24 protein-coding genes and 1 pseudogene are annotated in these 25,444 nt (G+C 67.8%); 9 read left to right on the forward strand and 16 right to left on the reverse strand.

The genetic code is table 11. The annotated features are described in order from the left end of the window. Positions 1-50 precede the first annotated feature (50 nt). Together ACFXHE_RS37600 and ACFXHE_RS37605 are read left to right on the forward strand one after the other, a co-directional pair. Positions 51-926 carry an alpha/beta fold hydrolase gene (locus ACFXHE_RS37600; protein WP_379389480.1) on the forward strand — a complete coding sequence of 292 codons (876 nt, stop codon included), beginning with the start codon at positions 51-53 and terminating at the stop codon, positions 924-926. 2 nt (positions 927-928) lie between these two features. After that, positions 929-2,038 (forward strand): GlxA family transcriptional regulator, encoded by a 1,110-nt coding sequence (locus ACFXHE_RS37605; protein WP_379389482.1) that lies wholly within the window; start codon positions 929-931, stop codon positions 2,036-2,038. Here ACFXHE_RS37605 and ACFXHE_RS37610 read toward each other — a convergent pair. From ACFXHE_RS37610 to ACFXHE_RS37630, 5 genes are all read right to left on the reverse strand, one after another. After that, positions 2,014-2,736: a helix-turn-helix domain-containing protein gene (locus ACFXHE_RS37610; RefSeq protein ID WP_379389484.1), complete on the reverse strand. Its 723-nt coding sequence runs from the start codon at positions 2,734-2,736 to the stop codon at positions 2,014-2,016. The two genes, ACFXHE_RS37605 and ACFXHE_RS37610, sit on opposite strands and share 25 nt — an antisense overlap. Before the next feature lie 361 nt (positions 2,737-3,097). Beyond that, complete coding sequence (locus ACFXHE_RS37615) at positions 3,098-4,600, reverse strand: amino acid deaminase (protein WP_379389486.1); 1,503 nt, start codon at positions 4,598-4,600, stop codon at positions 3,098-3,100. A 99-nt stretch (positions 4,601-4,699) separates the two neighbouring features. Continuing rightward, on the reverse strand, positions 4,700-5,128 hold the full coding sequence (locus ACFXHE_RS37620) for a hypothetical protein (protein WP_379389488.1): 429 nt from the start codon (positions 5,126-5,128) through the stop codon (positions 4,700-4,702). Positions 5,129-5,254: 126 nt separating this feature from the next. Then, complete coding sequence (locus tag ACFXHE_RS37625; RefSeq protein ID WP_379389490.1) at positions 5,255-6,307, reverse strand: hypothetical protein; 1,053 nt, start codon at positions 6,305-6,307, stop codon at positions 5,255-5,257. A 34-nt stretch (positions 6,308-6,341) separates the two neighbouring features. Continuing rightward, on the reverse strand, positions 6,342-6,851 hold the full coding sequence (locus ACFXHE_RS37630; RefSeq protein ID WP_379389492.1) for a PspA/IM30 family protein: 510 nt from the start codon (positions 6,849-6,851) through the stop codon (positions 6,342-6,344). A gap of 389 nt (positions 6,852-7,240) precedes the next feature. Between ACFXHE_RS37630 and rho the strand changes: the two are divergent. Next, a pseudogene (rho, locus tag ACFXHE_RS37635) lies at positions 7,241-8,347 on the forward strand (transcription termination factor Rho); the annotation flags it as partial. Here rho and ACFXHE_RS37640 read toward each other — a convergent pair. After that, positions 8,334-9,119: an alpha/beta hydrolase gene (locus tag ACFXHE_RS37640; RefSeq protein ID WP_379389494.1), complete on the reverse strand. Its 786-nt coding sequence runs from the start codon at positions 9,117-9,119 to the stop codon at positions 8,334-8,336. The pseudogene rho and the gene ACFXHE_RS37640 overlap by 14 nt on opposite strands. 141 nt (positions 9,120-9,260) lie before the next feature. Here ACFXHE_RS37640 and ACFXHE_RS37645 point away from each other — a divergent pair, with 141 nt between their 5' ends. Both ACFXHE_RS37645 and ACFXHE_RS37650 read left to right on the forward strand, forming a co-directional pair. Continuing rightward, complete coding sequence (locus tag ACFXHE_RS37645) at positions 9,261-9,410, forward strand: hypothetical protein (RefSeq protein ID WP_379389496.1); 150 nt, start codon at positions 9,261-9,263, stop codon at positions 9,408-9,410. Positions 9,411-9,763: 353 nt separating this feature from the next. Further along, positions 9,764-11,215 carry a DUF222 domain-containing protein gene (locus ACFXHE_RS37650; RefSeq protein WP_379389498.1) on the forward strand — a complete coding sequence of 484 codons (1,452 nt, stop codon included), beginning with the start codon at positions 9,764-9,766 and terminating at the stop codon, positions 11,213-11,215. 974 nt (positions 11,216-12,189) lie between these two features. Here the strand turns inward: ACFXHE_RS37650 and pheT are convergent. Both pheT and pheS read right to left on the reverse strand, forming a co-directional pair. Beyond that, positions 12,190-14,691: a phenylalanine--tRNA ligase subunit beta gene (gene pheT, locus ACFXHE_RS37655; protein ID WP_379389500.1), complete on the reverse strand. Its 2,502-nt coding sequence runs from the start codon at positions 14,689-14,691 to the stop codon at positions 12,190-12,192. Positions 14,692-14,723: 32 nt separating this feature from the next. Further along, positions 14,724-15,782: a phenylalanine--tRNA ligase subunit alpha gene (gene pheS / locus ACFXHE_RS37660; RefSeq protein ID WP_354848582.1), complete on the reverse strand. Its 1,059-nt coding sequence runs from the start codon at positions 15,780-15,782 to the stop codon at positions 14,724-14,726. Between the two features lie 186 nt (positions 15,783-15,968). On the opposite strand from pheS, the gene lipB reads away from it, so the two are divergent. After that, entirely contained in the window at positions 15,969-16,640 is a 672-nt protein-coding gene (lipB, locus tag ACFXHE_RS37665; RefSeq protein ID WP_379389502.1) for a lipoyl(octanoyl) transferase LipB, read from the forward strand. Positions 16,641-16,725: 85 nt separating this feature from the next. Here lipB and ACFXHE_RS37670 read toward each other — a convergent pair whose 3' ends face one another. Together ACFXHE_RS37670 and ACFXHE_RS37675 are read right to left on the reverse strand one after the other, a co-directional pair. Next, positions 16,726-16,950, reverse strand: coding sequence for a hypothetical protein (locus ACFXHE_RS37670; RefSeq protein WP_379389504.1), 225 nt, complete (start codon positions 16,948-16,950; stop codon positions 16,726-16,728). A 28-nt stretch (positions 16,951-16,978) separates the two neighbouring features. Then, positions 16,979-18,433, reverse strand: coding sequence for an MFS transporter (locus ACFXHE_RS37675; RefSeq protein ID WP_379389505.1), 1,455 nt, complete (start codon positions 18,431-18,433; stop codon positions 16,979-16,981). Between the two features lie 101 nt (positions 18,434-18,534). Between ACFXHE_RS37675 and ACFXHE_RS37680 the strand changes: the two genes are divergently transcribed. Beyond that, the gene (locus ACFXHE_RS37680) at positions 18,535-19,110 is read left to right on the forward strand and encodes a TetR/AcrR family transcriptional regulator (RefSeq protein WP_379389507.1); all 576 of its coding nucleotides are present in this window, start codon (positions 18,535-18,537) and stop codon (positions 19,108-19,110) included. 74 nt (positions 19,111-19,184) lie between these two features. On the opposite strand, the gene ACFXHE_RS37685 is transcribed toward ACFXHE_RS37680, so the two are convergent. The 4 genes from ACFXHE_RS37685 to infC form a co-directional block, all read right to left on the reverse strand. Next, the gene (locus ACFXHE_RS37685; protein ID WP_379389509.1) at positions 19,185-20,009 is read right to left on the reverse strand and encodes a TrmH family RNA methyltransferase; all 825 of its coding nucleotides are present in this window, start codon (positions 20,007-20,009) and stop codon (positions 19,185-19,187) included. 10 nt (positions 20,010-20,019) lie between these two features. Then, on the reverse strand, positions 20,020-20,400 hold the full coding sequence (rplT, locus tag ACFXHE_RS37690) for a 50S ribosomal protein L20 (RefSeq protein WP_040807291.1): 381 nt from the start codon (positions 20,398-20,400) through the stop codon (positions 20,020-20,022). 118 nt (positions 20,401-20,518) lie between these two features. Next, complete coding sequence (gene rpmI / locus ACFXHE_RS37695; RefSeq protein ID WP_040856904.1) at positions 20,519-20,713, reverse strand: 50S ribosomal protein L35; 195 nt, start codon at positions 20,711-20,713, stop codon at positions 20,519-20,521. A gap of 60 nt (positions 20,714-20,773) precedes the next feature. Further along, complete coding sequence (gene infC / locus ACFXHE_RS37700; RefSeq protein ID WP_379389548.1) at positions 20,774-21,460, reverse strand: translation initiation factor IF-3; 687 nt, start codon at positions 21,458-21,460, stop codon at positions 20,774-20,776. Positions 21,461-21,790: 330 nt separating this feature from the next. On the opposite strand from infC, the gene ACFXHE_RS37705 reads away from it, so the two are divergent. Together ACFXHE_RS37705 and ACFXHE_RS37710 are read left to right on the forward strand one after the other, a co-directional pair. Next, positions 21,791-22,159, forward strand: coding sequence for a DUF1844 domain-containing protein (locus ACFXHE_RS37705; protein WP_364619634.1), 369 nt, complete (start codon positions 21,791-21,793; stop codon positions 22,157-22,159). Between the two features lie 61 nt (positions 22,160-22,220). Next, positions 22,221-23,738, forward strand: a complete 1,518-nt coding sequence (locus tag ACFXHE_RS37710; protein WP_379389511.1) for a hypothetical protein — start codon at positions 22,221-22,223, stop codon at positions 23,736-23,738. 118 nt (positions 23,739-23,856) lie between these two features. Here ACFXHE_RS37710 and ACFXHE_RS37715 read toward each other — a convergent pair whose 3' ends face one another. Then, positions 23,857-24,474 (reverse strand): TetR/AcrR family transcriptional regulator, encoded by a 618-nt coding sequence (locus ACFXHE_RS37715; protein WP_379389513.1) that lies wholly within the window; start codon positions 24,472-24,474, stop codon positions 23,857-23,859. A 6-nt stretch (positions 24,475-24,480) separates the two neighbouring features. Continuing rightward, positions 24,481-25,317, reverse strand: coding sequence for a class I SAM-dependent methyltransferase (locus ACFXHE_RS37720; RefSeq protein ID WP_379389515.1), 837 nt, complete (start codon positions 25,315-25,317; stop codon positions 24,481-24,483). Between the last annotated feature and the right edge of the window lie 127 nt (positions 25,318-25,444).

Genomic DNA, 25,444 nt, shown 5'->3' on the forward strand with positions numbered 1-25,444 from the left:
CGGCATGCCGCAAACGCGGCCGGAACGAAATCGCTTGGAAGGACCGGGAAATGACCGAGTTCGTAACGCTCGAGCACGGGCGGATCGCGTGTGATGTGGCCGGGGACGGACCGCTGGTGGTGCTGTCGCACGGCATGGGAACCTGGCGGCAGGAGTTCCGGCACCTGGTCGGGCCGCTGGTCGCGGCCGGATACCGGGTGGTGAACGCCGATATGCGCGGGCACGGCGAATCCAGCCCGAACTGGCCCTCGGTGACCGGGAAGGACGCCATCAGCCGCACCGACGTGGCCCACGACCTGCTGGGTGTCATCCGGCATTTCGGGGGTCCCGCGGTCATCATCGGGCATTCGCTGTCGGGCGGCTCGGCCACCATCGCGGCGGCGGAGGCCCCCGAGTTGGTGAGCGCCATCGTCGAAATCGACCCGTTCACCCTCACCCAGCAGCTGCACATCGGCACGATGATCACCAGCCGCCGGTACCGCCGCGGCATGGTGCGCCTGCTCGCCACCCAGGGATTGCGGTCGTTCCGGTGGTGGTTCCGCTATCTGGAGATCGCCTACCCGACCAAGCCCGCCGACCACGAGGAGTTCCTCGCCGGCCTGCGGACCATCCTGCGGCAGCCCGACCGCTGGGCGGAATTCATGAAGACCGGCGCCACCACCCCGGCCGACGCGCATGCTCGCATCGCCGACATCGGCTGTCCCGCACTGGTACTCATGGGCACCCAGGATCCGGACTTCGCCAACCCGCGGGCCGAGGCCGAGGCGATCGTGGCGGCCATGCCGGCGGGACTGGGCCGGGTCGCCATGGTGGAGGGCGGCGGCCACTACCCGCACGCGCAGTGCGCCGAGCGGGTGGCCGAACTGGTCATCCCGTTCCTCGACCGGCACATCGCCCGCCGCACATCCGAATCGGTCAGCCACTGACCATGGCAGCCGAGCCCGGCGACTGCGATGATGGCGGGATGCCCGCACCCCGCACCATCGTTTTCGTTGTCTACCAGGGCATGCAGCTGTCCGAGCTGGCCGGGCCACTGGATGTGTTCGCGCTCCTCAACGGTGTCCGCGAGCGGCCGCCCGCGCTCCTGCCGCCGGTGCTGCAGGAGCATCCCATCAGTTCGGCGGGCGGCCAGGCGGATTCGGACGGCGCAGCCCTGCCCTACCGCCTGCTGACCGCCTCGCCCGGGGGCCGCCCGATCACCGCGGACGGCGGCCTCACCCTCTCGGTGGAGCATTCGCTGCACGACATCGCCGCCGGCGACGACTTCGACACCCTGATCGTGGTGGGCGGCATGGCCTCCGGGGCGGCCGGGGCGGAGGTGGTGCGGGAGCTGCCCGCCCTGGCCCGCAAGGCGCGGCGGGTGACCTCGGTGTGCGCGGGCGCGCTGCTGCTGGCCGCGGCCGGATTGCTCGACGGCTACCGGGCCACCACCCACTGGGCCTCGACCGACCTGATGGCCCAGCGCTATCCGCGGGTCACGGTCGAACCGGATCGCATCTACGTCCGTGACCGCAATCGCTGGACGTCGGCGGGCATGTCGGCGGGTGTCGATCTGGCGCTTGCACTGGTCGAGGACGACTACGGCCGCGAGGTCGCCGCCATGATCGCGCGGCTGTACGTGGTGTTCACCCGGCGTCCCGGCGGGCAGACCCAGTTCAGCGCGCAGCTGCGCACCCAGCCCGCGCGCACGCCCGCCATCCGCGCGGTGCAGCAGTGGCTGCCCGATCATCTCGACGCGAACCTCGGGGTGGCCGAGCTGGCCCGCCGCGCGGGCATGAGCGAACGCAACTTCGCCCGGGCCTTCCGCATCGAAACCGGCAGCACGCCCGCGGCTTTCGTGGAGGATCTGCGCGTCGAGGCGGCCCGCCGCCTGCTGGAGTCCACCGAGCTGACCATCGGTGCGATCGCCCGCCAGGTCGGCTACCGCCACGGCGAGACCCTGCACCGGGTGTTCGGCCGACGCCTGGCCACCACGCCCGAACGCTACCGGCAGCATTTCGCCACCGGCGCGGCTCAATTGGCGGGGACCAGCGAGTAGATCCACCAGGGGCGTTGCGGCAGTTCGAATTTGAATATCTGCATGCGGTAGCTCACCCACTCACCGGTCTCGGGCGAGCGCACCCGCACGGGCCGGCGGGCGACCTTCTCGGGCGGAACCTCGGTGGACCAGAAGCGATCCCACTCCGGGGCCGCGCGGCAGCGGTCGACGATGGCCGCCAGTCGTTCGGGTGCGTGGGTGGCGGAGGCCATGTAGCGGAATCCGTACACCATGAAGTGCGCTTCGCGTTCCCAGTCGTCGATGACCTCGCGCGCCCGCGGGTCCAGCAGCATCCATTCGACGATGACGTCGCCGGGCTCGAGTCCCGGAAACGCCCGCAGATAGGCGTCATTGGCGGCGACCAGGTCTACCGCGGGCATGGTCTGGAAGCAGGCTGGGTGCGGCATGGCGCGCAGGAAGTCGAGTTCGTAGGGCTCCGGCGGCGTGATTTCGGTTCCGAAGCTGGCCAGTTCGGGCTGCAGCAGGGTGGCGACGTGCTCGCGCACCTGCGCCGGCACCTGCAGCGCGGTGAACAGCGCGCCGAGGGCGACCGCGGTGGGCTGGCGAGTGCCCTGCTCGATCTTCTGGATCAGCGCCTCGGAGACACCGGCTCGCCGGGACAGCTCGGCTCGGGTCAGGCCGGCTGCCTCGCGACGACTACGCAAATAGTCGGCAATCTCCGAACGCGCCGCGGTCACCGATACCTCCAGAAGCCATAAAACGTGTTGTTCCGTCGCACAAGGTACCGGAACACCCGCGGTCGACGCAGCCAGTGAACTGGCGGCCGAGGAATGAGGCAACCCAGCCGCTATTTTCACTGGGACAAATTGGGACAGGAGTTCACCTTGACCCGCACCCGCGCCGATCGGGATGCTTGCCACGCCGTGCGGCGCACCGCACGGCGACACCGGGTGTCCGCGAGGGGACGGCACGAACGCGGACCGCATCGCTGTCGCCGATGGATCGCGCCCGCGCCGCGAGGCATCCGTCGTCGCGGCGGTGGACCGGACCTCGAGGTCCACCCGCCGCGGCCGCAGCGGAGCGGCTGCGACATCCCGCTCAGAAATACGTGTGCAGAAAGTCGACGATCCGCGGCCGCTCGGCGTCGGCGTCATCGATCACCGGGATGAGACGCCACTTGTCGAACGCGGTGCAGGGATGCGAAAGCCCCAGTCGCACCACACTTCCCACCGGCACCTGGTCGTCCGAAGCACCCGGCAGCCGCAAGAAGGCGTGCTGATCGTTCAAGGCCGAGACATGCGCGCCGGCCGGCAGCGAAGTGGTCGCAACCGCCGAGAGCCCGCTGTTCACCGGTCCGGTGATCCGCTGCGGAACAGGTAAACCCAAGTCGTACGGAAGATCACGCTTGCCCGCATCGAGCAACGCGAGTTCCGCTTCCGGACGGGACACACAGCGTGCCCATCCGTGCATCGCCGACCGCAGCGGACGCTCGGCGCGACCATCGGCCAGTGGTGAAATTCCGGAGTAGAACCCGTCATCGTGCACCAGATACGCGCCGGACCGCAGCACCACCACAGTCGGAACTCCGTGCACGCCATCCTCATCCGCAAGTCCGGCCAGTCGCTCCACGACGAGGTCCGGATATGCGCTGCCACCGGCGGTCACGATCACAGGACGGCCGACCCGATCAGTCCGGGAATTCGATCCATCCAGGGCGGGGCCGGCTGGCGCGGACGAATCGGCCGCGGAATCCGCCGACGGAAGCGAGGCTTCCTCCCCGCGGCCGGCTGACCCCACCGGGCGGCCGACCACGGGCTGGAATACGAACTCGTCGTATCTGCCCGCGGCCATCAGCTCCTGGTGCAGGATCGTGAGCTCGTCCAGGTAGTGCCGCACGGCCGCAAGGGCTTCCGGAGAGCGATCGTGGGCGAGTGCGGCCTCGTAACCGCCGACCCCTGCAAGTCGCAGGCGCGGTGACTTGTGGACCGCCTCGGCTACGGCGTGGGCGGCGGCCAGCCCGCGGGCGCCGGTACGGCCGTGCGGGCCACCGAGTTCCACGACGACGTTCAGCTGGACGCCATCGGGCGCGGACTCGAGATGGCGCTCCATCTCCCGGACCGCGTCGACGCCGTCGACCCAGCTGTAGAGCTCGAAATCGGGGTCACACGCTATTTCCGTTGCCGCCCAGTGCAACCCGATCGGATCCACCAGGGTGTTGGCCAGCACGATGCGGTCGAGGCCGAACGACCGCCCGACCTGGGCCTGCCAGCCGGTGGCGAGGGTGATACCCCAGGAGCCGGTCTCGAGCTGTTCGGCCCAGAGCTGGGGCGACATGGAGGTCTTGCCGTGCGGAGCGAGCCGGACGCCGGCGGCGCGCGCCCAGTCGGCCATGACGGCCCGGTTCGTGTCCAGCGCGGAGCGGTCCATGGTGAGCACCGGCGTCTGCAGGTCGTCCAGGTGCGGATTCGTGGCCAGGTATTCGCGGACGGTCAGTCCCCAGGCGGCCGGGGGCAGCGATTTGTGCCGCGGGCCCATGACAGCGTCGCCACAGGTGCGGACGCTGTCGCTGAGGGCTGCGGCGACTTCCTTGTCGAGGGCCACGACGCTCCTTTCGGTCGAAGCAACCTTGCATTGCTCGAGTCGAAGCAATCATGCATGGCACGATCCGCGACGTGTGCACCCGCTCGCGGGCTCGAGGCCCTACTCGACGCCGATGTGCTGGTGGTCGGTGCGGATGCGGCCGTCCTCGTCCAGCGCGAGGACATCCATTCCGCCACCGACCACAGTGCCGTCGGTGGTCACCATCGACCAGGTGAAGGCAATCACCTGCTTCAACAGCACCGTCGCTTCCCCAAGCTGGACGAAGCGGTGTTCGCCCGCTGCCACGAACATCTCGTAGGCCCGCTCCACCCGCCGTTCCAGCGCATGATGCCCCCGCACCTCGAGCGACGGGATCGGAAAGTTCAAGCGAGTGGCGGCATCTCGCATGTCCTCCGGCGGATCGACGAGAATCTGCGCGCCGTCCTCGGCCCACAGTTCGCGAATGAGTTTGCGCCGCGGCCCCGGGTCGGGTTCGTTCCACATGGCCAGGTAACGGTCGGCGAGTTCGTTGATGTCGATGTTCGTCATGGCCTCGAGTCTGCGCGGATGCGATGCGCTGCGCGATTCCCTCCAGGGAATGATCATGTTCTCCCGTCAGGGAATGAAACAGGGCCGCACGCGGTTTCAACATGCGGCCCTGTTCGCAGGACTCGGTCAGTTCCCGGCGAGCACCGCCAGCACCGGCTCGGACAGGAAGAACGGCTCCAGCCGGTCGCGAATCAGCTTGGCCAGCACGCCGTTTCGCTTGGCGGCCTCCACCACGGCCGGGCCGTAGCGCAGGATCTCCTCGGCGATGACCGCCTCGGACAGGCCCAGCTCGGGCAGCATGGCCGCCAGGGTGTGGTCGCCGTACTTCTCGAAGAACACCTCGACGCCCTGGTCCACCAGCACGCCGACGTATTCCTTGTTGCGGGTGGTCAGCGCGATCCGGTGGATGATCAGGGCCAGGTCGCGGAGGTCCTGCTGGGACAGGTACTCGCGCAGGCCGCTGACCGGCTCACCGGCGTGCAGGTCCCAGAATTCCATGGCCGCGTCGTGCACCGGGGCGTCGCGCAGCATTTCGCGAATGGCGTTGTTGGTGCGTTTGAGCGCGAATTGCGCGCCCTTGCCTGCCATTTCGCCGATGAAGGTCCCGCCGGCCTTCTCCGCCGCCTTGCGCGCGGACTTGGCGGCATTGGTGCCCATGGAGACCAGGGAGCCGACGCCGGGAATCTTCGAGGCGATCTGCTTGTTGGTCTCCATCAGATCGTCGACCAGCTTGTCCACGAACTTGGCGGCCACGGTCGCGATGAGGGGGCTCTCGGTCAGCCGCTCCAGGATCCGTTCCTGCGCCTGATGCATGCCGAAGAGCTTCTCCAGCAGCTGCTCGACCGGCTCGCGGTCCACCACGTCACCGAGGGTGTAGTCATGATTCCCGGCGATGTTCTCGTACAGCGAATCGGCCAGCGTGGCGACCATTTCGCCCAGTACCGGGCTGCCGCCGATCAGGTCGATGACATTGGCGACGGTCTGCTTTGCTTGATCGATCTCCACCACGTCGCGGAAGATGATGGTGTCGGCGACACCGATCACCGCTTCCACGTCGCGGGCGATCACTTCGGCGAAGCGGTCACCGCTGACCTCGGCGACAATGAAGTCGACCTGGAGATCCAGGAGCTTCTCGGCGATTTCGCGTGGCGTCCGCGACGGCGTATCGGACTCGGTCAAGGTTCCACCCATCAATTGAAGACGGAACGCCTGATCACTCGGAATCGTTGCCGTGCACCGATTTTCGAATCTGTTCCAGACGTTCCCGCGCGGCCTTCGCCCGCGCATCCCACTGTTCCTCGACGCTACGGCCCACTGGTGTCTGCCGATCGAGTTCGCCCATCCCCTGCGATGTCCCGTAGCGCTGCTCGACCTTATCGCGAACTGACTCGAAAGTAGGGACGCCGCCGGAGGTATACCCGCCAATCGCCGGACCTGCGGGGATACCCGCAGGCGGTACCGGTATCCCGGTGACCACGGGACCCGCTCCCACCTGCCCGGATGCTGGGGCCGTCTCAGACTGCGGATAGCTTTCCATGGGCAGCGTGTCCGGAGTCACATCGATGACATCGGGTGCATGACCCAGGGTGGCCGCCAGTGACTGCGCCACCGCGTGCAGCGCGGCCAGCCCGGCCTTGCCGTCGGTGGCGGCCTCGACCACCGCCGCGAGTTCGGCGTCCGGCAGCTGCGCCAACAACGCCACGAGTTCCTTGGCATCGCTCATGGGTTCCAGGCTACGCATCGCGGGGACCGCGGGGGCCTGGCCCAGCGCGCCGGCATCGGAACATTGCGCGGGATCCTGGGACGGCGTACGGTGGGGGCGTCGCGATCCCGTGGATGCAGGTCGACGCCGAGTCCCTCCCACGCGATTTCTTCCCTCCCCGAGCCGGTTACCCGGTGGCGCTGTGGCTCCCGACCGATGCTGTACCGCCACTTGCGAACCACTCGGATTCACCGGCGGTTTTCTACCGCCCTCGGCCGCATCCGGCCACACCAATCACTCACTCCCGGTGCACAAGTCACCTGATCCTTACAAGGAGAACACTCATGACCACCATCGATCCCACGCCGCGGGTCGCCCACAGCGACGCGACCCCGGCCCTCGAACTCATCGAAACCCTCACGCCCGCAACGGGAATCCTGGATATCCATGGCCAGAGCGGTGTGCTGCGCCGCAGCGGATACCTGCCCGGCCCCGAGGACATCCACGTGCCCACCCGATTGATCCGGAGCCACGGCCTGCGCCGCGGCGATGCCCTCACCGGCCTGGCGCAGCCGAATACCAAGAACGGCAAGCTCGCTCCCCTGGTGCGGGTCGACACCGTGAACGACCTCCCGGTCGCCGAGATCTCCCCGCGACCGCACTTCCAGGACCTGACCCCCATCCATCCCAATGAGCGGCTGCGACTCGAAACCGGGCCGCACCAGCTCACCACCCGCGTCACCGACCTGATGATGCCGATCGGCAAGGGCCAGCGCGCCTTGATCGTGGCACCACCCAAGGCGGGCAAAACCTCTGTGCTGCAGGCGATCGCACACGGCATCGCCGCCAACCATCCGGAGGTGCACCTGATGCTGGTACTGGTCGGCGAACGCCCCGAGGAGGTCACCGACCTCTCGCGCGGGGTACCCGCCGAGGTGATCGCCGCGACCTTCGATCATTCCCCCGCCGAACAGACGGCCCTGGCCGAACTGGCCATCGAACGTGCCCAACGGCTGGCCGAACAGGGCCGTGACGTCGTCGTCCTGCTCGACTCCCTGACCCGGCTCGCCCGCGCCTACAACATGACCGGACCCGCCTCGGGCCGAATCCTTTCCGGCGGTGTGGATTCCATGGCATTGGCGCCGCCGAAGCGGTTCCTGGGCGCGGCCCGCAATATCGAACACGGCGGATCGCTGACCATCATCGCGAGCGCCCTGGTCGAAACCGGTTCGCTCGCCGACACCGTCATCTTCGAGGAGTACAAGAGCACCGGCAATGCCGAGCTCAAACTCGACCGCGGACTGGCGAGCCGCCACGTCTTCCCGGCCGTGGACATCGCCAAGTCCAGCACCCGCCGCGACGAACTGCTGTTCGCCCCCGACGAGCGGCTCGCCGTGGACAGACTCCGCCGCACCCTGGCCGAACTGGACGATCAGCGCGCCCTCGACCTGCTCCTCGACGGCCTGCGCAAGACCGGCAGCAATGCCGAATTCCTCGCCAATATCATCCGGAAGTGAGGCGCTTGGGCGGCAGCACCCCGGCCGCCCAGGTCGCCACCGTCTCCGCCCAGCCCGGGAATCCGATGAGGTCGTTGTGCATGCCGCCGGGGTAGATCACCAGCTGTTTGGGCTCGGGCGCGGCGGCGTACAGGTCGCGGCCCATCTGTACCGGCAGGAGTTCGTCCATGTCGCCGTGCATGATCATGACCGGGCAGGTCAGAGTGCGAATTCGCGGCAGGCTGGGATAGGCGTTGGGCACGAACAGCTTCGGCAGGAACGGATATACCGCGACCGCCGCGTCCCGCATGCCGGTGAAGGTCGACATGAGCAGCAGCGCGGCGGGCGGAAAGGCATTCGCCAGCTCGAGCATCACGCCGCCACCGAGCGACTTTCCCAGATACACCAACCGGTTGGCATCCACACCGGACTGCGCGAGCAATGCCTCCCGCGCCGCCCGCACGTCCAGATACGTCCCACGCTCGTCCGTCCGGCCGGTGCTGCGCCCATACCCGCGGTAATCGAAAATCATCACATCGAACCCGACCGCCGCGAGCATGCCCAGCATCGGCGACCGATCCCCGATGTTCCCGCCATTCCCGTGCGCGAACAGAATGTGCCCCAGCGGCTCCCCCACCGCCGGCACGAACCAGGCCTCGACGGTCTCGCCATCCGCGGTCCGCAGCGACATCTCCTCATAGTCGAGGCCATACGTCTCCGGAGTCTCCAGAATCCGCCGGTCGCCCGGCTGGTAGCTGAGCGCATTGAGGATGGGGGTCGCCGGATGCCACATGGTTCTTTCTTACCTCCCTGCCTCCCCGCCCGCCGAGAGACCTCACCCCCAATTCCCGATTCGACCAGTTCGTCACCTTCGATTCGGACGATGAATTCGAACCGGAAGGTTCTGTCAGTGACTCGAGATATGTTGCGGCACATGACATTCGACGAGTACGACCTGATTCGGACAGACACCCTCGCCGGTCCCGAATCCCCCGACGGCGTGGTCATCCGGTCCGACCTGCCGCCGCCCGGCACGCACGGTTCCAATATCCGCGGCCTCGTGGACCGGAAGATCTCCGGGTAAAAGGCCGGGAGCAAGAGGTCATCGAGCGACTGTGCCGCCTGAACCGCTGGTCCCGCCGGCAAGCAGAACTCGACCTGAACCGCTCGACCGCCCGATGCACCCACCTCAACCGCTTCAACTGGGACCTCGACCTGTCAGCACTCCGCGGCCGCCTGATCATCCACAGCTACCCGACCCTGCACATACCCGCCGCCGACCGAGCCACACTCGGCAATTCCTTCTTCGGACTCCCGCCACGCAGATCAGCTCACCTGAATCGAGCCGATTGCCTGAAACATATGACATTCTGAAACACATTGCATCACAATAGAATTCGCCTTCTACCGTGATCATTTAGGCGGTAGAATTAGCACATGGATTCGAAGGGGGAAACACTCGACACGTGCGGCATCGCCGACCTGGCGACCGCCGTCGAGACCCTGTCGAATTCCGTCCTGCACGGCAACTTGAACCCGTTCTCCGACGGTGATGTCGTGGAGTTGATGCAGCGCCTGGAAACCTGCAAACGTCAACTGTCGGCACTGGATTCACGCCTGATCATCGAGGCCTGCAACCGCTCACTGCCCGAAGGTAGTGGGGCGAAGGACGTGGTGCCGTTCCTGCGGCAGACCTTGGGCCTGTCGAGGTACGACGCGTCGGTGCGAGTGAAGATCACCCGCCAGTGCGGGGAATTCTTCGAACCCACCGGACACCTGCGCCCGGCCACCTTGGCCGAGGCCGCCGAAGCCTATGAGACAGGCCAGATCTCGCGCGATCACGTCCGCAACATCATCGACGTCATGCACCACCTGCCCACCGACATCCCCGCCGAGGCTCGCGTGGAAGCCGAGCACATCCTGGTCGATCACGCCCGTGTCGGTTGGCCCGATGACCTGCCCAAGATCGGTCGCGACATCCTCGCTCGTGTCGCCCCCGACGGCAAGGTCGTCTCCGACACCGACCGCCGTCGTCGCCGTGGCCTGATCCTGGGCCGCCCCGGGGTGGATGGCATGTCGTGGATCGAGGGCTGGATCACTCCGGAGCTGCGGGCCCTGTTGGATGCGGTGTTCGCGAAGTTGGCGCGTCCGGGTATGTGCAACATCGACGACGCCGACAGTGTTGCCGCCACGGTCAGGGTCGTTGATTCGAAGGTGTTGGAGGCCGCCGCCCGTCGTGACCGTCGTGATGCCGGGCAGCGCACCCACGACGCGTTGTTCGCGTTGCTGCAGCCCGGTGTCGACCCCGCCAAGCTGGGGTCGCACCGGGGTTTGCCGGTGCAGGCCATCCTGACCATGAACCTCGCCGACCTCGAGCGTGGGGCCGGGGTCGCGACCACCGCCTCCGGCGGGCACGTCTCCATCAACGAGGCGTTGAAGATGGCCGAAGGCACCCGCCCGGTGCTGGCGGTCCTCGACGCCGACGGGCTGCCGCTGTACCTGGGCCGCTGCGAGCGCCTGGCCACCCCGGCACAGCGCCTGGCACTTATCGCCCGCGACCTGGGCTGCACCCGCCCCGGATGCGACGCACCCGCCTCGATCTGCGCGGTCCACCACATCACCGACTGGGCCAAGGGCGGCCCCACCGACCTGACCAATCTGACCTTGGCCTGCGATCACTGCCATGCGCTCGTCAACGACAGTCCCGAGGGTTGGAAAACCGTTGTCATGGGCAAGGATTCCCCGTATCGGGGGCGTACCGGTTGGATTGCCCCGAAACGTCTTGACCCCACCGGCACGGCGCGGGTGAACGATAGACATCACGTGGGGCAGCAGGTCGCCGCTGCGATCGATTCCAGTTGCCGGAGGTGGGGTGCTCGGGCGGCGTGATCCCCGGACACCCCTCCCATACACGCCCTCCTCTCCGCGCGCCCGTCGGCCGGGTACTGCCCCACCCGGCCGCACCCCGCCACACCGCCTACAACGTCGCACTGCGCAGTGACACCACCGGCGCGGCAACGAGCGGATCGCGCTGCGCCAACGAGACCGTGTCGACCGACCACATCCACAGGGACCCAACGGCACTGGGACTCGCCAGATGATCGGCGGTCGCAGCGAAGGGTGAAGCCCACCAGGCGATGGTCCGATCTCGGACAGCACACCCGCCTCAAACCCTCACCCCGACATCGGCCCGCCCACGCTCACCACGCTGCGCCTGCTGGGAAGTCGATCCCCGGCTTCACAACCGATCAGCACTGTCCCCAACGAGCGCAAGCCATCACGTCGCGACACCAACCCCGTGATCCGAGGGAATACCTCCTGCAGTAACCCCACATGCGGCTTCAAAGGTGAGGGGGCTGGAAGGTGCAGGCGCGGACGTAAGCCCGGCCCCCTCCCTTCTCCAGGCATCTTTTTTCTTTCAATCTTTTGATCTTTTGGGTTTTGATTTTTTATCTTTTGGCTTCTACTGCGCGGGCGGCGCGATCGCGGACTTTTCGCAGCTCGTCTGTTCTTTTGGTTTTCGTTCCGGGCCGAGGCGCATACCTTCGGACTTGTGATCGACGATGCTGTGCTGCAGGCGATGAGTGCTGAACAGCGCCGGGAAATCCGGCGGCGAATCACCGCTATCTACGGGTCGAAGCTGGAATGACGGTGGGGTGCAGACGATATCGGGTTGCGAGGTTCACCTAATCGGCCGTACCACTCGCATCCTGACCGCTGTCGGCGCGGAGATCCCGCTCCGCCTGCCCCTGCTGATCGAAGCCATCGACATCCGGGCGAGCAACACGGCCGAGCTGAACGAACCGCGGAAATGACAACGGAGGCCCCTGGTTCGGAGCCTCCGTTGTGTTTGCCGGTTCGGGTCAGGCGCGGATGACCGCTCCTACCGCGGAGGATGCGGCGGCGACGGCTGCGTCGCGGGCGGCGCTGGCCTCGTCCTCGGTCAGGGTGCGGTCGATGGCGCGGAAGCGCAGGGCGTAGGTCAGGGACTTGCGGCCCTCACCGGCCTGGGCGCCCTCGTAGACATCGAAGAGCGAGATGTTCTCGAGCAGTTCGCCCGCGCCGGTGCGGAGGGCATCCTCCACGGCGGCGGCGGACACCGCCTTGTCGACGCTGATCGACACGTCCTGCAGCACCGCGGGGAACGCGGAAACCACGGGGGTGGGCCGGATTTCGCGCAGCGGCAGTGCGTCGAGGTCGAGTTCCACGGCGCAGGTGCGCGGGGGCAGGCCCGAGCGCTCCAGGACCGCGGGGTGCAGTTCACCGGCGTGGCCGACGACCACCCCGTCGACGACGAGTTCGGCGCAACGGCCCGGGTGCCACGGAAGGTATTGCGCGGCACGACGTTCGATCGCCAGGCCCGAAGCATCGGCGATCGCGTCCACCAGGGCGAAGGCGTCGCCCGCCTCGACCGCACGACCCGCACCCCACGGGCCCCGCGGCTCGCGGCGACCGGTGAGCACGGCACCGATGTGGATCGGCTGCTCGGGCAGCGACTGCAGCAGCACGCCGATCTCGTCCTCGGTGGGACGGCGGTCGACGGGCAGCGGGCCCACCGGCACGGTCTGCTCGGTCGGCAGCGTGACCTGGCCGATGCCGTAGATGGCGAGATCCCGCTCCCCGCGGGAGATATTGCGGGCGGCGATCTCCAGCAGGCCGGGCAGCAGCGTGGACGACAGCTCGGCGCGTTCGACATCGAGCGGGTTGAGCACGCGCAACGTCTTGCGGCGCGAGTCATCCGCATCCAGACCCCAGGTGTCGAAGACACCGCCGGGCATGAAGACCGGCGCGGGCACCTCGACGCAGCCCTCGAATGCCAGCGCCTTGCTCACCGCGCGGCGGCGACGCTGCTGGGCGGTGAGGCCGCGGCCGGCGGGGGCGGTGGGCAGCACCGACGGGATCTTGTCCAGACCCTCCAGGCGCAGCACCTCCTCCACCAGGTCGGCGGGCTGGGTGAGGTCGGGCCGCCAGCTCGGCGGGGTGACGACCAGCTGCCCGTGCCCGGACTCGCTGACGCCGACCTCGATGGCGCAGCCCACCTGCTGCAGGCGGCGGGTGGCCGCGCCGGGCGCGTAGTGCACGCCGGCAGTGCGGTCGGCCAGGTCGATGTCCATGACGATCGGCTGCCGGGCCGGCGTGGGCACGCGCACGTCGGTCAGCACGGATTCGACTGTGCCACCGGCGATCTCGGCCAGCAGCGTGGCGGCGCGATCCAGAGCGGCCACATTGACCTCGGGGTCCACGATCCGCTCGAACCGGCGGCTGGCCTCGGAACCGAGCTTGTGGCGGCGCGCGGTGCGGGCCACGGCCACCGGGTTCCAGGTGGCGGCCTCGAGCAGGATGTCGGTGGAGGTGCCGGACACCTCGGTGCTCGCGCCGCCCATGATGCCCGCGAGCGAGATGACGCCGCTGTCATCGGCGATCACCACGTCCTCGGAGTCGAGGGTGCGCTCGGCCTCGTCGAGGGTGCGCAGTGTTTCGCCCTTGTGCGCGCGGCGCACCACGAAGCCGCCCTGCACCTTCGTGGCGTCGAAGGCATGCAGCGGCTGGCCGAGCTCGAGCATCACGTAGTTGGTGACGTCGACGGCCGGGGAGATGGGCCGCACGCCCGAGAGCAGCAGGCGACGCTGCAGCCACCACGGGCTCACGGCCTCCGGGTCGATGCCGGTCACCCGGCGCACCGCGAAGCGCGTGCACAGCGAATCGGGCTCGAGCTTCACCGACCAGGCATCGGCCTCGTCGTCCGGCAGCAGCCGCACGGCCGGATCGCCGTATTCCAGGTCGAAGCCGCAGGCCAGTTCACGCGCCAGGCCGCGCGCCGAGAAGGCGTAGCCGCGGTCGGGGGTGATGGCCAGCTCGATGACCGTATCGTCGAGGCCCAGCAGTTCATTGGCGTCCGCGCCGGGCTCGGCGGTGCCGGGCTCGAGCACCAGGATGCCGCTGTGATCCTTCCCGATCCCCAGTTCGGCGACCGAGCAGATCATGCCATTGCTGGTGTGGCCGTAGGTCTTCCGCGACGCGATCTGGAAGCCACCGGGCAGCACGCCGCCGGGGAGCACCACGACCACCAGGTCGCCGACGGCGAAATTCCGTGCGCCGCAGACGATCTCCTGCAGCTCGGGATTGCCGACGTCCACCTTGCAGAAGCGGATCGGCTTCTTGAACTCGGTCAGCTCGGTGATCTCGGCGACCCGTCCGACCACCAGCGGGTGCTCGATGTCACCCTGCACCTGGTGCAACTGGTCGACCTCTTCGACCTCCAGCCCGACCCGGACGAACCCCGCGTCGAGCTCCTCCGGCGTCACCGACCACCCGGGGGTGGTCCGCTGCAGGATTTCCGTCAGCCAGGACTGCGCTACTCGCACTTGACGTTTCGCTTCCTCGTATCGGGGTCAGGTCAGGACTGGATGCCGAACGGCAGCGTGAAGCGCACGTCGCCCTCGACGATGTCACGCATGTCCGGCAGGCCGTTGCGGAACTGCAGGGTCCGTTCCAGACCCATGCCGAACGCGAAACCGCTGTACACCTCGGGATCGATGCCGCTGGCGATGAGCACCTTCGGGTTCACCATGCCGCAGCCGCCCCACTCGACCCAGCCGGGGCCGCCCTTCTTGTCCTCGAACCACACGTCCACCTCGGCGGACGGCTCGGTGAAGGGGAAGAAGCTCGGCCGCATGCGCGTGGTGGTGTTCGGACCGAACAGCGCCCGCGCGAAGGAATCCAGGGTGCCCTTGAGGTGCGCCATGGTCAGGCCCTTGTCGATGGCCAGACCCTCGATCTGCGAGAACACCGGGGTGTGGGTGGCGTCCAGCTCGTCGGTGCGGAAGGTCCGCCCTGGGCAGACCACGTAGATCGGCAGCTCGCGAGACAGCATGGAGCGCACCTGAACCGGCGAGGTGTGCGTGCGCAGCACCTGCCGCGAACCCTCCGGCGCGATGTGGAAGGTGTCCTGCATGGTGCGGGCCGGGTGGTCCGGCAGGAAGTTGAGGGCATCGAAGTTGAAGTGCTCGGTCTCGACCTCGGGACCCTCGGCGACCTCCCAGCCCATGGCCACGAACACATCCGCGACCCGCTCGGACAGCACCGAGATCGGATGCCGGGCACCCTCGGCGTGCCGACGGGCGGGCAGGGTGACGTCGATGGTCTCGGCGACCAGGACCGCCGCGTCGCGCTCGGCGAGCAGCTCGGCCTGGCGGGTCTCGTACGCCTGCGACACCCGGCCGCGCGCGACATTGACGCGCTTGCCGGCGTCGGCCTTCTCCTCCTTGGGCAGCGTGCCCAGCGAGCGCTGCGCCAGCGAGATCGGCGACTTGCCACCCATGTACTCGGTCTTGGCGGCAGCCAGCTCGTCCAGGGTCGAGGCCGAGGCGAACGCCTTCTCAGCAGCTTCCGCGGCGGCGGAGAGCGACTCCTCGCTCAACGCAGCGGTCTGCTCGGCACTGTTGTCATCGGCCACGATGGTTCGTCACTCCCCAGGCTGGTTACGGGTCGGGCGGATACTCTTCGGCAGCATCGGTACTGCGTACCCATTCTTGCTGGTCGCATCGTAATCCTTGTAATCAGGCCACCTCACCCGGATTTTCCCAGCTCGAGACCACCCTGTCGGCGCGGTGGCGAGGCCGGCGGTGGTACGAATGAACGTGTGAAGTCCCGGCCGCTGACCCTCATCGACGACACCGACAGCCTCATCGAGTACTCGGCGGCGATGGACCGCATGCAGGAGATGTGGGAGGAGCGCGTCGCCGACCAGCGGCCCGACACCCTGTGGCTCCTGAGCCACGAACCCATCTTCACCGCCGGGGCCCGGACCCCCGAGGCCCACTTCCCCGCCCCCGAGACCGATATCCCGGTCCTTCTGACCCGCCGCGGCGGCCAGCTCACCTATCACGGGCCCGGCCAGCTCGTGGGCTATCTCATCGTCAAACTGCAACCCGGCGAGGGCGTCGTCGACCTCATCCGCGATGTCGAACACCGACTCGTCACGGCCCTGGCCGAGCTCGGGATTCCCGCCGAACGCCGTGACACCCCACCGGGTTCCGAGCTTCTGACCGGCGTCTGGACCCGCGACACCGGCCGCAAGATCACGTCCATCGGTATGCGCGTCGGCCGCAATGTCTCCACACACGGCTTCGCCCTCAATGTCACCGGCGACCTCACCCCCTGGAAGCTCGCGGTCGCCTGCGGCATGCCCGATGTCGACATGACCTCCGTCGAGCGGGAACTCCCCGGGCAAGAGCCGCCGACAATGGACCAGGTGGTCGCCGCCATCACCACCGCCTTCGAGGCCGCCGCTGCTCCGAGCCCGGCTCCGTAGCCGGCGCCAGCTCCCGAGCGCACCTGAATGCGTTGCGCCCCTTCCGGACCGGTCCGGAAGGCGCGCAACGCGGTTCGTGCCGGCGTTACCCTGGCGCACCGGTTGCCAGAGAAGCCGTTCGAGGGGCGGATCGGATCGTCGACGCCGATCCGAGGGTGGCGAACAACGCTACGCCGATGTAGACCAGTTGTTCGGGGATGCGGAACCACAGCGTTGTGGCCGCTTGACCAGCGAAGGGGATGTTGTCCACTGCCGCATGAATGCTTGCGAGGAGCAGCACGACGGACAGCAGGAGCAGCGTCTCGTACATGTGGCACCTCCATTGGGGACGAACCCGGTCAGTGAGCGACAGCCGGTGCACCGGTGGATGATTCGGCGATCGCCTGCCGACTGGGCAGCAGCAATGCGACCAGCGCACCGACCGCGACGATGGCCGCGCCCACCTTGACCGCCGGGATGAGGCCGTCCACGTATTCCTGCGGGCTCAGATACGAGCCGTGCGAGGCGAATACCGACGCCAGCACCGCGACACCCATGGCGACACCCACCTCACGGATGGTGTTGTTGGCGCCGGAGGCCATGCCCTGATCGGCCGGGGCCGCGCTGGCCATGACGGCGGTGGCGGTGGGCGCGAAGGTCAGGCCCATGCCGATGCCGCCCAGCACGAAGGGCAGGACGAAGGAGCCGTAGGAGACGTCGACCGTCGTGATCAGCGCCATCCACAGCAGCGCCGCCGACAGGAACACCTGGCCGATGGCGATCAGCGGCCGCACACCCACCCGATCGACGATCAGCCCGGCGAGCGGAGCCACCACCATCGGGGCCATGGTCCACGGCAGCGTCCGGATACCGGACTGCAGCGGCGTGTAGCCCTGCACCACCTGGAAGTACTGGGCCAGCAGGAAGATCGAGCCGAAGACGCCGACGGAGAAGGTGAAGAGCACGGTATTGACCGCGGTGAAGCTGCGCGACCGGAACAGCCGCAGCGGCAGCATCGGATCGGCCGAGCGGTTCTCCCACAGCACGAACGCCGCCAGCAGCGCCGCGCCGCCGATCAGTCCGGTCAGCACCTTGGCCGAGGTCCATCCGTCGTCCGCGCCGTGGATCACGCCCCACACCACCGCGAGCACGCCACCCGCCGAGAGCAGCAGGCCGATCGGATCCAATTTCCGTGCGCCGCCGAAGGATTCGTTCAGGATCCGGGCGGCCAGCGGAACGGCGACGATGCCGATCGGAACGTTGATCCAGAAGATCCACTGCCAGCTGAGTCCGTCGACGACCGCGCCGCCGACCACGGGCCCGAGCGCCACGCCGAGCCCGGAGATGCCGCCCCAGATGCCGATGGCCGCACTGCGCATCTTCTCCGGCACCGCCGCCGACAGCAGTGTCAGCGACAGCGGCATCACCGCCGCCCCGCCGAAGCCCTGTACCGCCCGCGAGGCGATGAGCATCCACGGCTCGGTGGCCAGCGCGCACGCCGCCGAGGCCGCCGTGAACAGCGCGATGCCCATGACGAACATCCGCCGGCGGCCGATCCGGTCGCCGAGCGCGGCGGCGGTGAGCAGCAGCGAGGCGAAGGACAGCGTGTAGGCGTTCACGAACCACTGCAGGTCGGTGAGCGACGCGTGCAGTTCGGTGCGGATGACCGGCAGCGCGTTGGTGACCACGAGATTGTCCAGCGTGACCATGAACATCGGGATGCCCACGGCCGCCAGGATCGCGCCCAGCGGCCGCTGCCGGGCGGCATCGACGACCTTGTCGGCGAGGGTTGAGGTTTCGAGTGTTTCAGCCATGACCAATCCTTGTTGTTATCGACTGATAACTAGAGAGTATGCATTGACTGATAACATGTCAATAGCACACTGGATCGCCGACGACGAGAGGCACGACAGCCATGACCAGGACCCGGATGACGGCGACCGAACGCAGCGCGGAAGTCCTCGCGGCGGCAACCGCCGCCTTCGCTGAATCCGGTTACGCCGCAACGAAAACCGACGATATCGCGCGCCGAGCGGGGGTCTCGCAGCCCTATGTGATCCGACTGTTCGGCACCAAGCAGCAGCTGTTCCTGGCAGTGCTGGACCAGGTGTGCGGGCGCATCGAGGAGCTCTTCCGCACCGGGGCCACCCAGGCCGCACCGGACGCCTCCCCCAAAGACCGCCTCGATTCTCTCGGCAGCCACTTCGGCGACTATTTCCTCACCGACCGCGATCTGCCCAGGGTCTTCCTGCAGGGCATCGCGGCGGCGAGCGCGCCGGCCATCGGCGAGAACATCCGCGATCACTTCGGACGCCTCTACAACCTGGCCAAAGAGCTCACCGGCGCGACGACCTACGAGGTCGGCCGCTTCTTCGCCACCGGCATGCTGCTCATCGACCTGTCTGCGCTCCAGGTCACCGATAGCGACGACGCCGACACCCCGCCGTGGGCCACTGAGATCCTCGCCAACCTCAGCGAGGACGGCATCTGATCAGATCCGGACCGGCTCGCCGGGTTTCGGCGCCGCACCGGCCTCGACGATGGCGTCGGCAGACTCGGCCGGCGTCACTTGGCGTGCTGGACCCGAGAGCTCGCATAGAGGCAAATGGCCGCCGCGGCAGCGAGATTCAGGCTTTCGGCGCGGCCGTGAATGGGGATCCGGACCCGGTGGGTGGCGCGGGCGGCGATGGCCTTGTCCAGGCCGTGCGCCTCGTTGCCGAACAGCCAGGCGACTGGGCCGCGCAGGATCTCGTCGGCATCGTCCAGGTCGACCTCGCCTTTGGCGGTGGTCGCCAGCACGGCGATCCCGGCGTGCTCGAGGGCGTCGAGGGTGGCATCGATATCGCGGGAGCGGGCCACGGGAACGTGGAAAAGGCTTCCGGCACAGGCGCGCACGCATTTGCCGTTGTGCGGATCCACCGAATCACCGGCCAGCACCACGCCATCCGCGCCGACCGCGTCGGCCACCCGGATCAGGGTTCCGGCATTGCCGGGGTCGGCGATCTCGACCGGGACGGCCAGCATGCGCGGAGACGCGTCGATGATCTCCGACAGCGGCACATCCACCTGGCGGCACACCGCGATCAAGCCGGGCGGCGTCACGGTCTCCCCCAGCATCTCCGCGGCACGGTCACTGACCAGCGTGGTCCGCACCCGTTGCGCCGCAGCGCCGGCCACCAGCTCGTGCTCGCGTTCGGCGGCCTTGGAGGAGTAGAACAGCTCCTCGATCCGCCCGGTATCGAGCGCGGCCTCCACCGAATTCGCGCCCTCGGCCAGGAACAGGCCGGTCTTGCGGCGCACCGGCGCGCGATGGAGCTTGACCGCAGAAACGACCCGCGGGTTGTGCTCGGAGAGCACGTCCGCGGGTCGTTTCGAGTGTTGCGTCGTCACGCAGGCCGAATCAGGCGGCCGGGGCGTTGACGTCGGCGGGCAGCGCGGCCTTGGCGGCGGCCACCAGCTGGGCGAACGCCTCGGCGTCGCTCACCGCGAGCTCGGCCAGGATCTTGCGGTCCACCTCGATGCCGGCGGCCTTCAGGCCCTGCATGAAGCGGTTGTAGGTCATGTCGTTCAGACGCGCGGCGGCGTTGATACGAGTGATCCACAGCTGGCGGAAGTCACCCTTGCGCGCCCGGCGGTCCCGGTAGGCGTAGGTGAGCGAGTGCAGCTGCTGTTCCTTGGCCTTGCGGTACAGGCGCGACCGCTGGCCACGGTAGCCCTTGGAGGCCTCGAGAACGGAACGGCGCTTCTTCTGAGCGTTGACGGCCCTTTTGACGCGTGCCACTTGTCAGTCCTTGATCGAATAAGGGGCGCCGGGTCTTTCGCGTGAACCCGGTGAGTGCGCCCGAGGTTGGTCGATGGTGCGTTCCGCGAACGGATCGCGAGCGGCTGGCTCAGCCGAATTACTTGGCGAGCAGCTTCTTGACGCGAGCGACGTCCGCCTTCGCGACGACCTCCACGCCGTCCAGACGACGAGTCCGGGTGGACGGCTTGTGCTCGAGCAGGTGGCGACGGTTCGCCTGCTGACGCAGCAGCTTGCCGCTGCCCGACACCTTGAATCGCTTCGAGGCGCCGCTGTGGCTCTTCATCTTCGGCATGGATTCCTCAATCTGTCGTGCCGGAGGCGCGCGTCAGCGCGCCACCGGAGCTTCTCGTTATTACTGCTGCGGGGTGGCCGGTTCGGCAGCCGGGGCTGCGGTCTCGACCGGGGCCGGAGCCGGGGTCTCGGCCGGGACGGTGCCGCCCTGGGCCGCAGACTGCTGGGCCTTCACCCGCGTCTTCGCACCCTTGTGGGGCGCGAGGACCATGGTCATGTTCCGGCCGTCCTGCTTGGCCGAAGTTTCGACGAAACCGAGGTCGGCGACGTCGGCGGCCAGTCGCTGCAAGAGCCGGAAGCCGAGTTCCGGACGCGACTGCTCGCGACCGCGGAACATGATGGTGACCTTGACCTTCGACCCGGCCTCGAGGAAGCGCATCACATGGCCGCGCTTGGTGGCGTAGTCGTGGTCATCGATCTTCGGCCGGAGCTTCTGCTCCTTGATCACGGTCTGAACCTGGTTCTTCCGGGACTCACGCGCCTTCTGCGCGGTCTCGTACTTGAACTTGCCGTAGTCCATGATCTTGCACACCGGCGGGCGTGCATCCGGCGCGACCTCGACCAGGTCGAGGTCAGCTTCCTGAGCGACGCGTAGTGCATCTTCAACACGCACGATCCCAACCTGCTCGCCACCCGGTCCGATGAGTCGGACCTCGGGAACGCGGATGCGATCGTTGATGCGGGTCTCAGTGCTGATGGGGCCTCCTAGGTCAAGCGGTTCGTCAACGACCGCAAGCAATAACTGCAACCCCAATTCCAACACGAAAGCCCCGTGCTGGTATTTCACCACCACGGGGCCCGAGTCGACCGATCCGCAATGCAAACAGCTCGCATCGCACCACACGCAGGACAAACCCACGTGCAGAACCCATCAGGCAAATGATGGGCGACCGGACCGCCTGATCTGACCGGAAGGGCCGATCGACGGTGGGAGTCGGGCTCCACTTGATGCCCCGAGTCGGTTGCAGGAACCAGTCCGGGACGGTCGTCGCGGAAGAGTCTAACACTCATAGCCGTGAGCTCCGAATCGACGGCCCCCGCGACCAGCGCCGACCCGCGCGATGGAATGCTCTACCGCATGAGCGAGGCAATCACCAGCGACGAATCGGCCCTCATCGACGGCGAGGTCGTCCGCGAACTGGCCGACATCCCTGCCGTCGAGGTCATCAGCCGCGCCGCCGTCATGCTGATGAGCTCCGCCGCCGAGAAGCTCGGCCTCGGCGAAGCCGATCCTGCCACCAGCCCGCACCTCGACCTCGACGAGGCCCGCCGCGTCATCACCGCCCTCGCCGGCCTGATCACCGCCTCCGTCGAATACCTCGGCCCGCACGCCGGCCCCCTCCGCGAAGGCCTCCAATCCCTCCAGCGCGCCTTCCGCGAATCCTCCGCCTACCCCGACGCCCCCGGCGCCGGCCCGGGCGAGAAGTACACCGGCCCGGTGTACTGAGCCGGCGTTCACCCGATTCAGCAGCCGCCTCACCTGTCGGCCAAGGTGTTAGCCTCCGATCGTGAGCGAGAAGACGGGGGCAACCCTCGCTGCAATCGTGAGAATCGCGGTCGCCGCAACACAATTCGACTGGACCTGGACGATCGCTGACGCCGAGCGCTTCGCCGAACATCTCGGCTGGGGCGCAGCGAGCGTCCAGTACGGCGACAGGCTCGAGGAGCGGCGGCAACGTGGACGGGTGCCACGTCACGTCGAACTCTTCGCGCAGCTGAACCCGCAGTGGCGCACACTGTCGCACGGTGACGCACCCGACGTTCGGCTGATGGCGCTCCTCGGGAAGTCCAACGGGGTCGCGGTTGATATCCCGACCCCCATATCCGACAACGACCTCAACGTCCTCGACTTGATGTTCGAAGAACTCGGCGCCCGGTTCCGGGCGCTGTGGGGCGAGCCTACGGGTGTTTCTCCGGGCACCCCGCAGGTCTGGGTCCATCAGCGAATCGTGGTGGACCTGGCGACGAATGGCAGCAAAACCTTTCTGCGGCTGCAGAATCCGGCGATCTACCAGCGAACGATGAAGAGCCTCATCGACTCTGCCACGAAGGCCGAACGGCTCACCGACTGGAGCGCCTTCCTCTCCGCGATCCCGCTGGTCACGCAGTCGGACCTCGGAACCTGGTCACGTGCCGATATCACCCGGATAGCCGAAACGACGGGCTGGCAGACCAGGGAACTGGAGGGTCTACTCCGGAATCACCTCAGGGTCGCACTGGAGTCGGATCGGGAATGGATTTTTCTCGACGCATCCGACACATCGGACGACCCGGATCTCGCACGATCCGGATTCGGCGAATTCAGCGGCCTGCTGCTGATGCAGCGACTATCCACAGAGGTCGGCGACGCCGCGTATCGGGCAGCACTGGCGGAATGTGTGCGGCTGCTCGGAGTGCCTGCGCGTGTAGGAGGCCCGAGCGCGAGGGCGGTATGGCGTCGACCCGACGTCACAATCACGCTGTTCCGCCACATCGGCAACCTGACGTCTCTCTATCTCCAGCTGGAGCCGACCGCCGCTGTCGAGGACTACAGGCGCAGGGTGCTGGACAGCGACGACGAGCGCAAACCCCACGGCAGTTGGCTCGCCACGCCAGACGACGCCTTGGGCCACCGATGGGGCAACGGACGGCCCGACGTCGAACGCGAAGCGACCACATGGGCCGTGTTCAAGGCCTGCCTGCAGCCGGTCTTCGAGTCACTCGCCGCGGATATACCTGTCCTGCACCCTTATGCGGGCCGCGTCCAGTGGACGGTCGGCCGTCGCGGCGAGCCCGACGGCTGGCTCGTGCGGGGATGGTTCGGGAACAGCGGCTCTCGACTGGAACTTCCAGAGGTTGAAGGTCGGACGCGGATGATCGACTATCTGCCGGGCCGACAGTCCGGGCGCGACATCGCGATGGCGGTATTGACGACACTGCGCGACGAGGGACTCGGTTCACCAACGCAGTTGTGGTGCAACGCCTCCATGCCCGAGCGGCCACCCCAGCTGTCGAGTCTCCAGCTGGGCTTGAACCACCAGCAATGATCAGTTCCGCGCTGGGCTCCTCGGTCCGGTTCCGCCCAGCAGAGTTGGAATGACGGCGTCGACGTCGATTGAGCGTGCCCGCGTGCGGCCATCCGTGGCGACCTGGCCATCGACGCGATCAGTCGGCGGACGGGGCTATTCCGGACAGGAGAGTCGTGACGACTGCCTCCACATCGACGTGGGAGCCGGACGCACCCGGGAGCAGTGCGGTGAGGACGGTGTCATGGCAGATGCCGACCAATACTGCGGTTGCGGCATCGATGTCGGCGGTGGGGGCAATCCGTGCCCGGTCGCGTTCGGCGCGGAGGTAGGCGGCGAGTAGTTCGCGCCAGTCGGCTTCGCGGGCTTCGGATTCGGCGAAGCGGGTCAGGACGGACGGGCTGGACAGCAGGCCGGCGAAAACCGGGAGGACCGCACGGTGCAGGGCCAGACCTGCACGGAGGTAGGTGGCGAGGTTTTGCCGCACCGTCGCGGTGCCGGGGGCCGGTAGGGGGCCCAGGGCGGCGTGGGCGGCGGTGACGTGGGCGCCGAGGGCTGCGGCCAGGAGGGCGTCCTTGTCTGGGAAGTGGTTGTAGAGGACGCCGTCGGCGACGCCTGCGGCGCGGGCGATGGCGCGGACGGTGAGGCCGGGTGCGCCCTGGTCGGCGAGGAGGCGCTGGGCGGTGGTGACGAGGTGGTCGCGGAGGTTGCGGTCGTCGTCGGTGCCGCGCAGCGCCGCTGCCTTTCTCGGGGACATGGGTGGTTACGGTAGCGGGCGGGTCGCGGTGACCAGGTAGGCCGCATTGCGGAGGCGGACGCCGCCGGGGGTGACGAAGGGGGCCAGGGCGGTCGAGATGGCTGCGCGGACTGCGGTATCGGTGGTGAAACCGGACAGCGAGCGGTGGTAGCGCAGCGGGCCCCAGTCGATGATGAAGTCGGTGGCGTCGTCCAGGTCGCGGCCCCAGAGACCTTCGGCCTCACGGTATTCGACGTCGATGTCGCGGAAACTGGCGGCGGTCAACAGGTCTCGAATGGCGTCGGGGTCGGCGAGCGGGCCGTGGGTGTGCGTGATCTCGAAGTCGGCGAGATGCTGTGCGGCCGCGCCGAATACGGTGCCGAGATCGGTGCCGGGCATGGGCGGCATGGTGACGAAGGCGAGCCGGCCGCCGGAGCGCAGGGCGCGGGCGATATTGGCGAAGGCGGCCAGCGGATCCGCGAAGAACATGATGCCGAAGCGGCTCAGTGCGGCATCGAAAGCGTTGCCGGGGAAGGGGAATACCTGGGCGTCGCCTCGTTCGAAGGTGACATTGGGAACGACCTCGGCCGCGGCAAGGGTGCGGGCCCGGGTGAGCATCGGACCGGAGAGGTCGATGCCGGTGGCGGATCCCGTGCCGGCGCGGCGGGCGGCGGCGCGGGTCAATTGACCGTTGCCGCAACCGATGTCGAGGACGTGGTCACCGGCGGAGATGCGGGCGGCGGTCAGCAGGGGTTCGTTGAAGCCGTGGTTCACCGCGTCGTAGCGGTCGTGGTTGCTGGCCCAGTGTTCGCCCTCGTAGCCGTTCCAGGCATCGGACTGAGCGGTATTGACGATCTCGGTCATGATCGACTCCTATATGAACGCTGGTTCATGAACGTTCGTTCATAATGCGCCTCACCCGTCGCTCGGGTCAAGAGCCCCCAGGAGACATGGGGTTTCGACTGTCGGTGGGCTGTGCAATCCTCAGGAC

The sequence above is a fragment of the Nocardia sp. NPDC059229 genome (assembly GCF_042754165.1).
Taxonomy (GTDB): domain Bacteria; phylum Actinomycetota; class Actinomycetes; order Mycobacteriales; family Mycobacteriaceae; genus Nocardia.

Excerpts from the sequence above, each read along its gene's own strand:
- ACFXHE_RS37600 (WP_379389480.1), top strand. The coding sequence starts at position 51 with ATGACCGAGTTCGTAACGCTCGAGCACGGGCGGATCGCGTGTGATGTG.
- ACFXHE_RS37605 (WP_379389482.1), top strand. The coding sequence starts at position 929 with ATGGCAGCCGAGCCCGGCGACTGCGATGATGGCGGGATGCCCGCACCC.
- ACFXHE_RS37620 (WP_379389488.1), bottom strand. The coding sequence starts at position 5,128 with ATGACGAACATCGACATCAACGAACTCGCCGACCGTTACCTGGCCATG.
- ACFXHE_RS37630 (WP_379389492.1), bottom strand. The coding sequence starts at position 6,851 with ATGAGCGATGCCAAGGAACTCGTGGCGTTGTTGGCGCAGCTGCCGGAC.
- ACFXHE_RS37640 (WP_379389494.1), bottom strand. The coding sequence starts at position 9,119 with ATGTGGCATCCGGCGACCCCCATCCTCAATGCGCTCAGCTACCAGCCG.
- ACFXHE_RS37645 (WP_379389496.1), top strand. The coding sequence starts at position 9,261 with ATGACATTCGACGAGTACGACCTGATTCGGACAGACACCCTCGCCGGT.
- ACFXHE_RS37650 (WP_379389498.1), top strand. The coding sequence starts at position 9,764 with ATGGATTCGAAGGGGGAAACACTCGACACGTGCGGCATCGCCGACCTG.
- ACFXHE_RS37670 (WP_379389504.1), bottom strand. The coding sequence starts at position 16,950 with ATGTACGAGACGCTGCTCCTGCTGTCCGTCGTGCTGCTCCTCGCAAGC.
- ACFXHE_RS37675 (WP_379389505.1), bottom strand. The coding sequence starts at position 18,433 with ATGGCTGAAACACTCGAAACCTCAACCCTCGCCGACAAGGTCGTCGAT.
- ACFXHE_RS37680 (WP_379389507.1), top strand. The coding sequence starts at position 18,535 with ATGACCAGGACCCGGATGACGGCGACCGAACGCAGCGCGGAAGTCCTC.
- rpmI (WP_040856904.1), bottom strand. The coding sequence starts at position 20,713 with ATGCCGAAGATGAAGAGCCACAGCGGCGCCTCGAAGCGATTCAAGGTG.
- ACFXHE_RS37705 (WP_364619634.1), top strand. The coding sequence starts at position 21,791 with ATGAGCGAGGCAATCACCAGCGACGAATCGGCCCTCATCGACGGCGAG.
- ACFXHE_RS37715 (WP_379389513.1), bottom strand. The coding sequence starts at position 24,474 with ATGTCCCCGAGAAAGGCAGCGGCGCTGCGCGGCACCGACGACGACCGC.
- ACFXHE_RS37720 (WP_379389515.1), bottom strand. The coding sequence starts at position 25,317 with ATGACCGAGATCGTCAATACCGCTCAGTCCGATGCCTGGAACGGCTAC.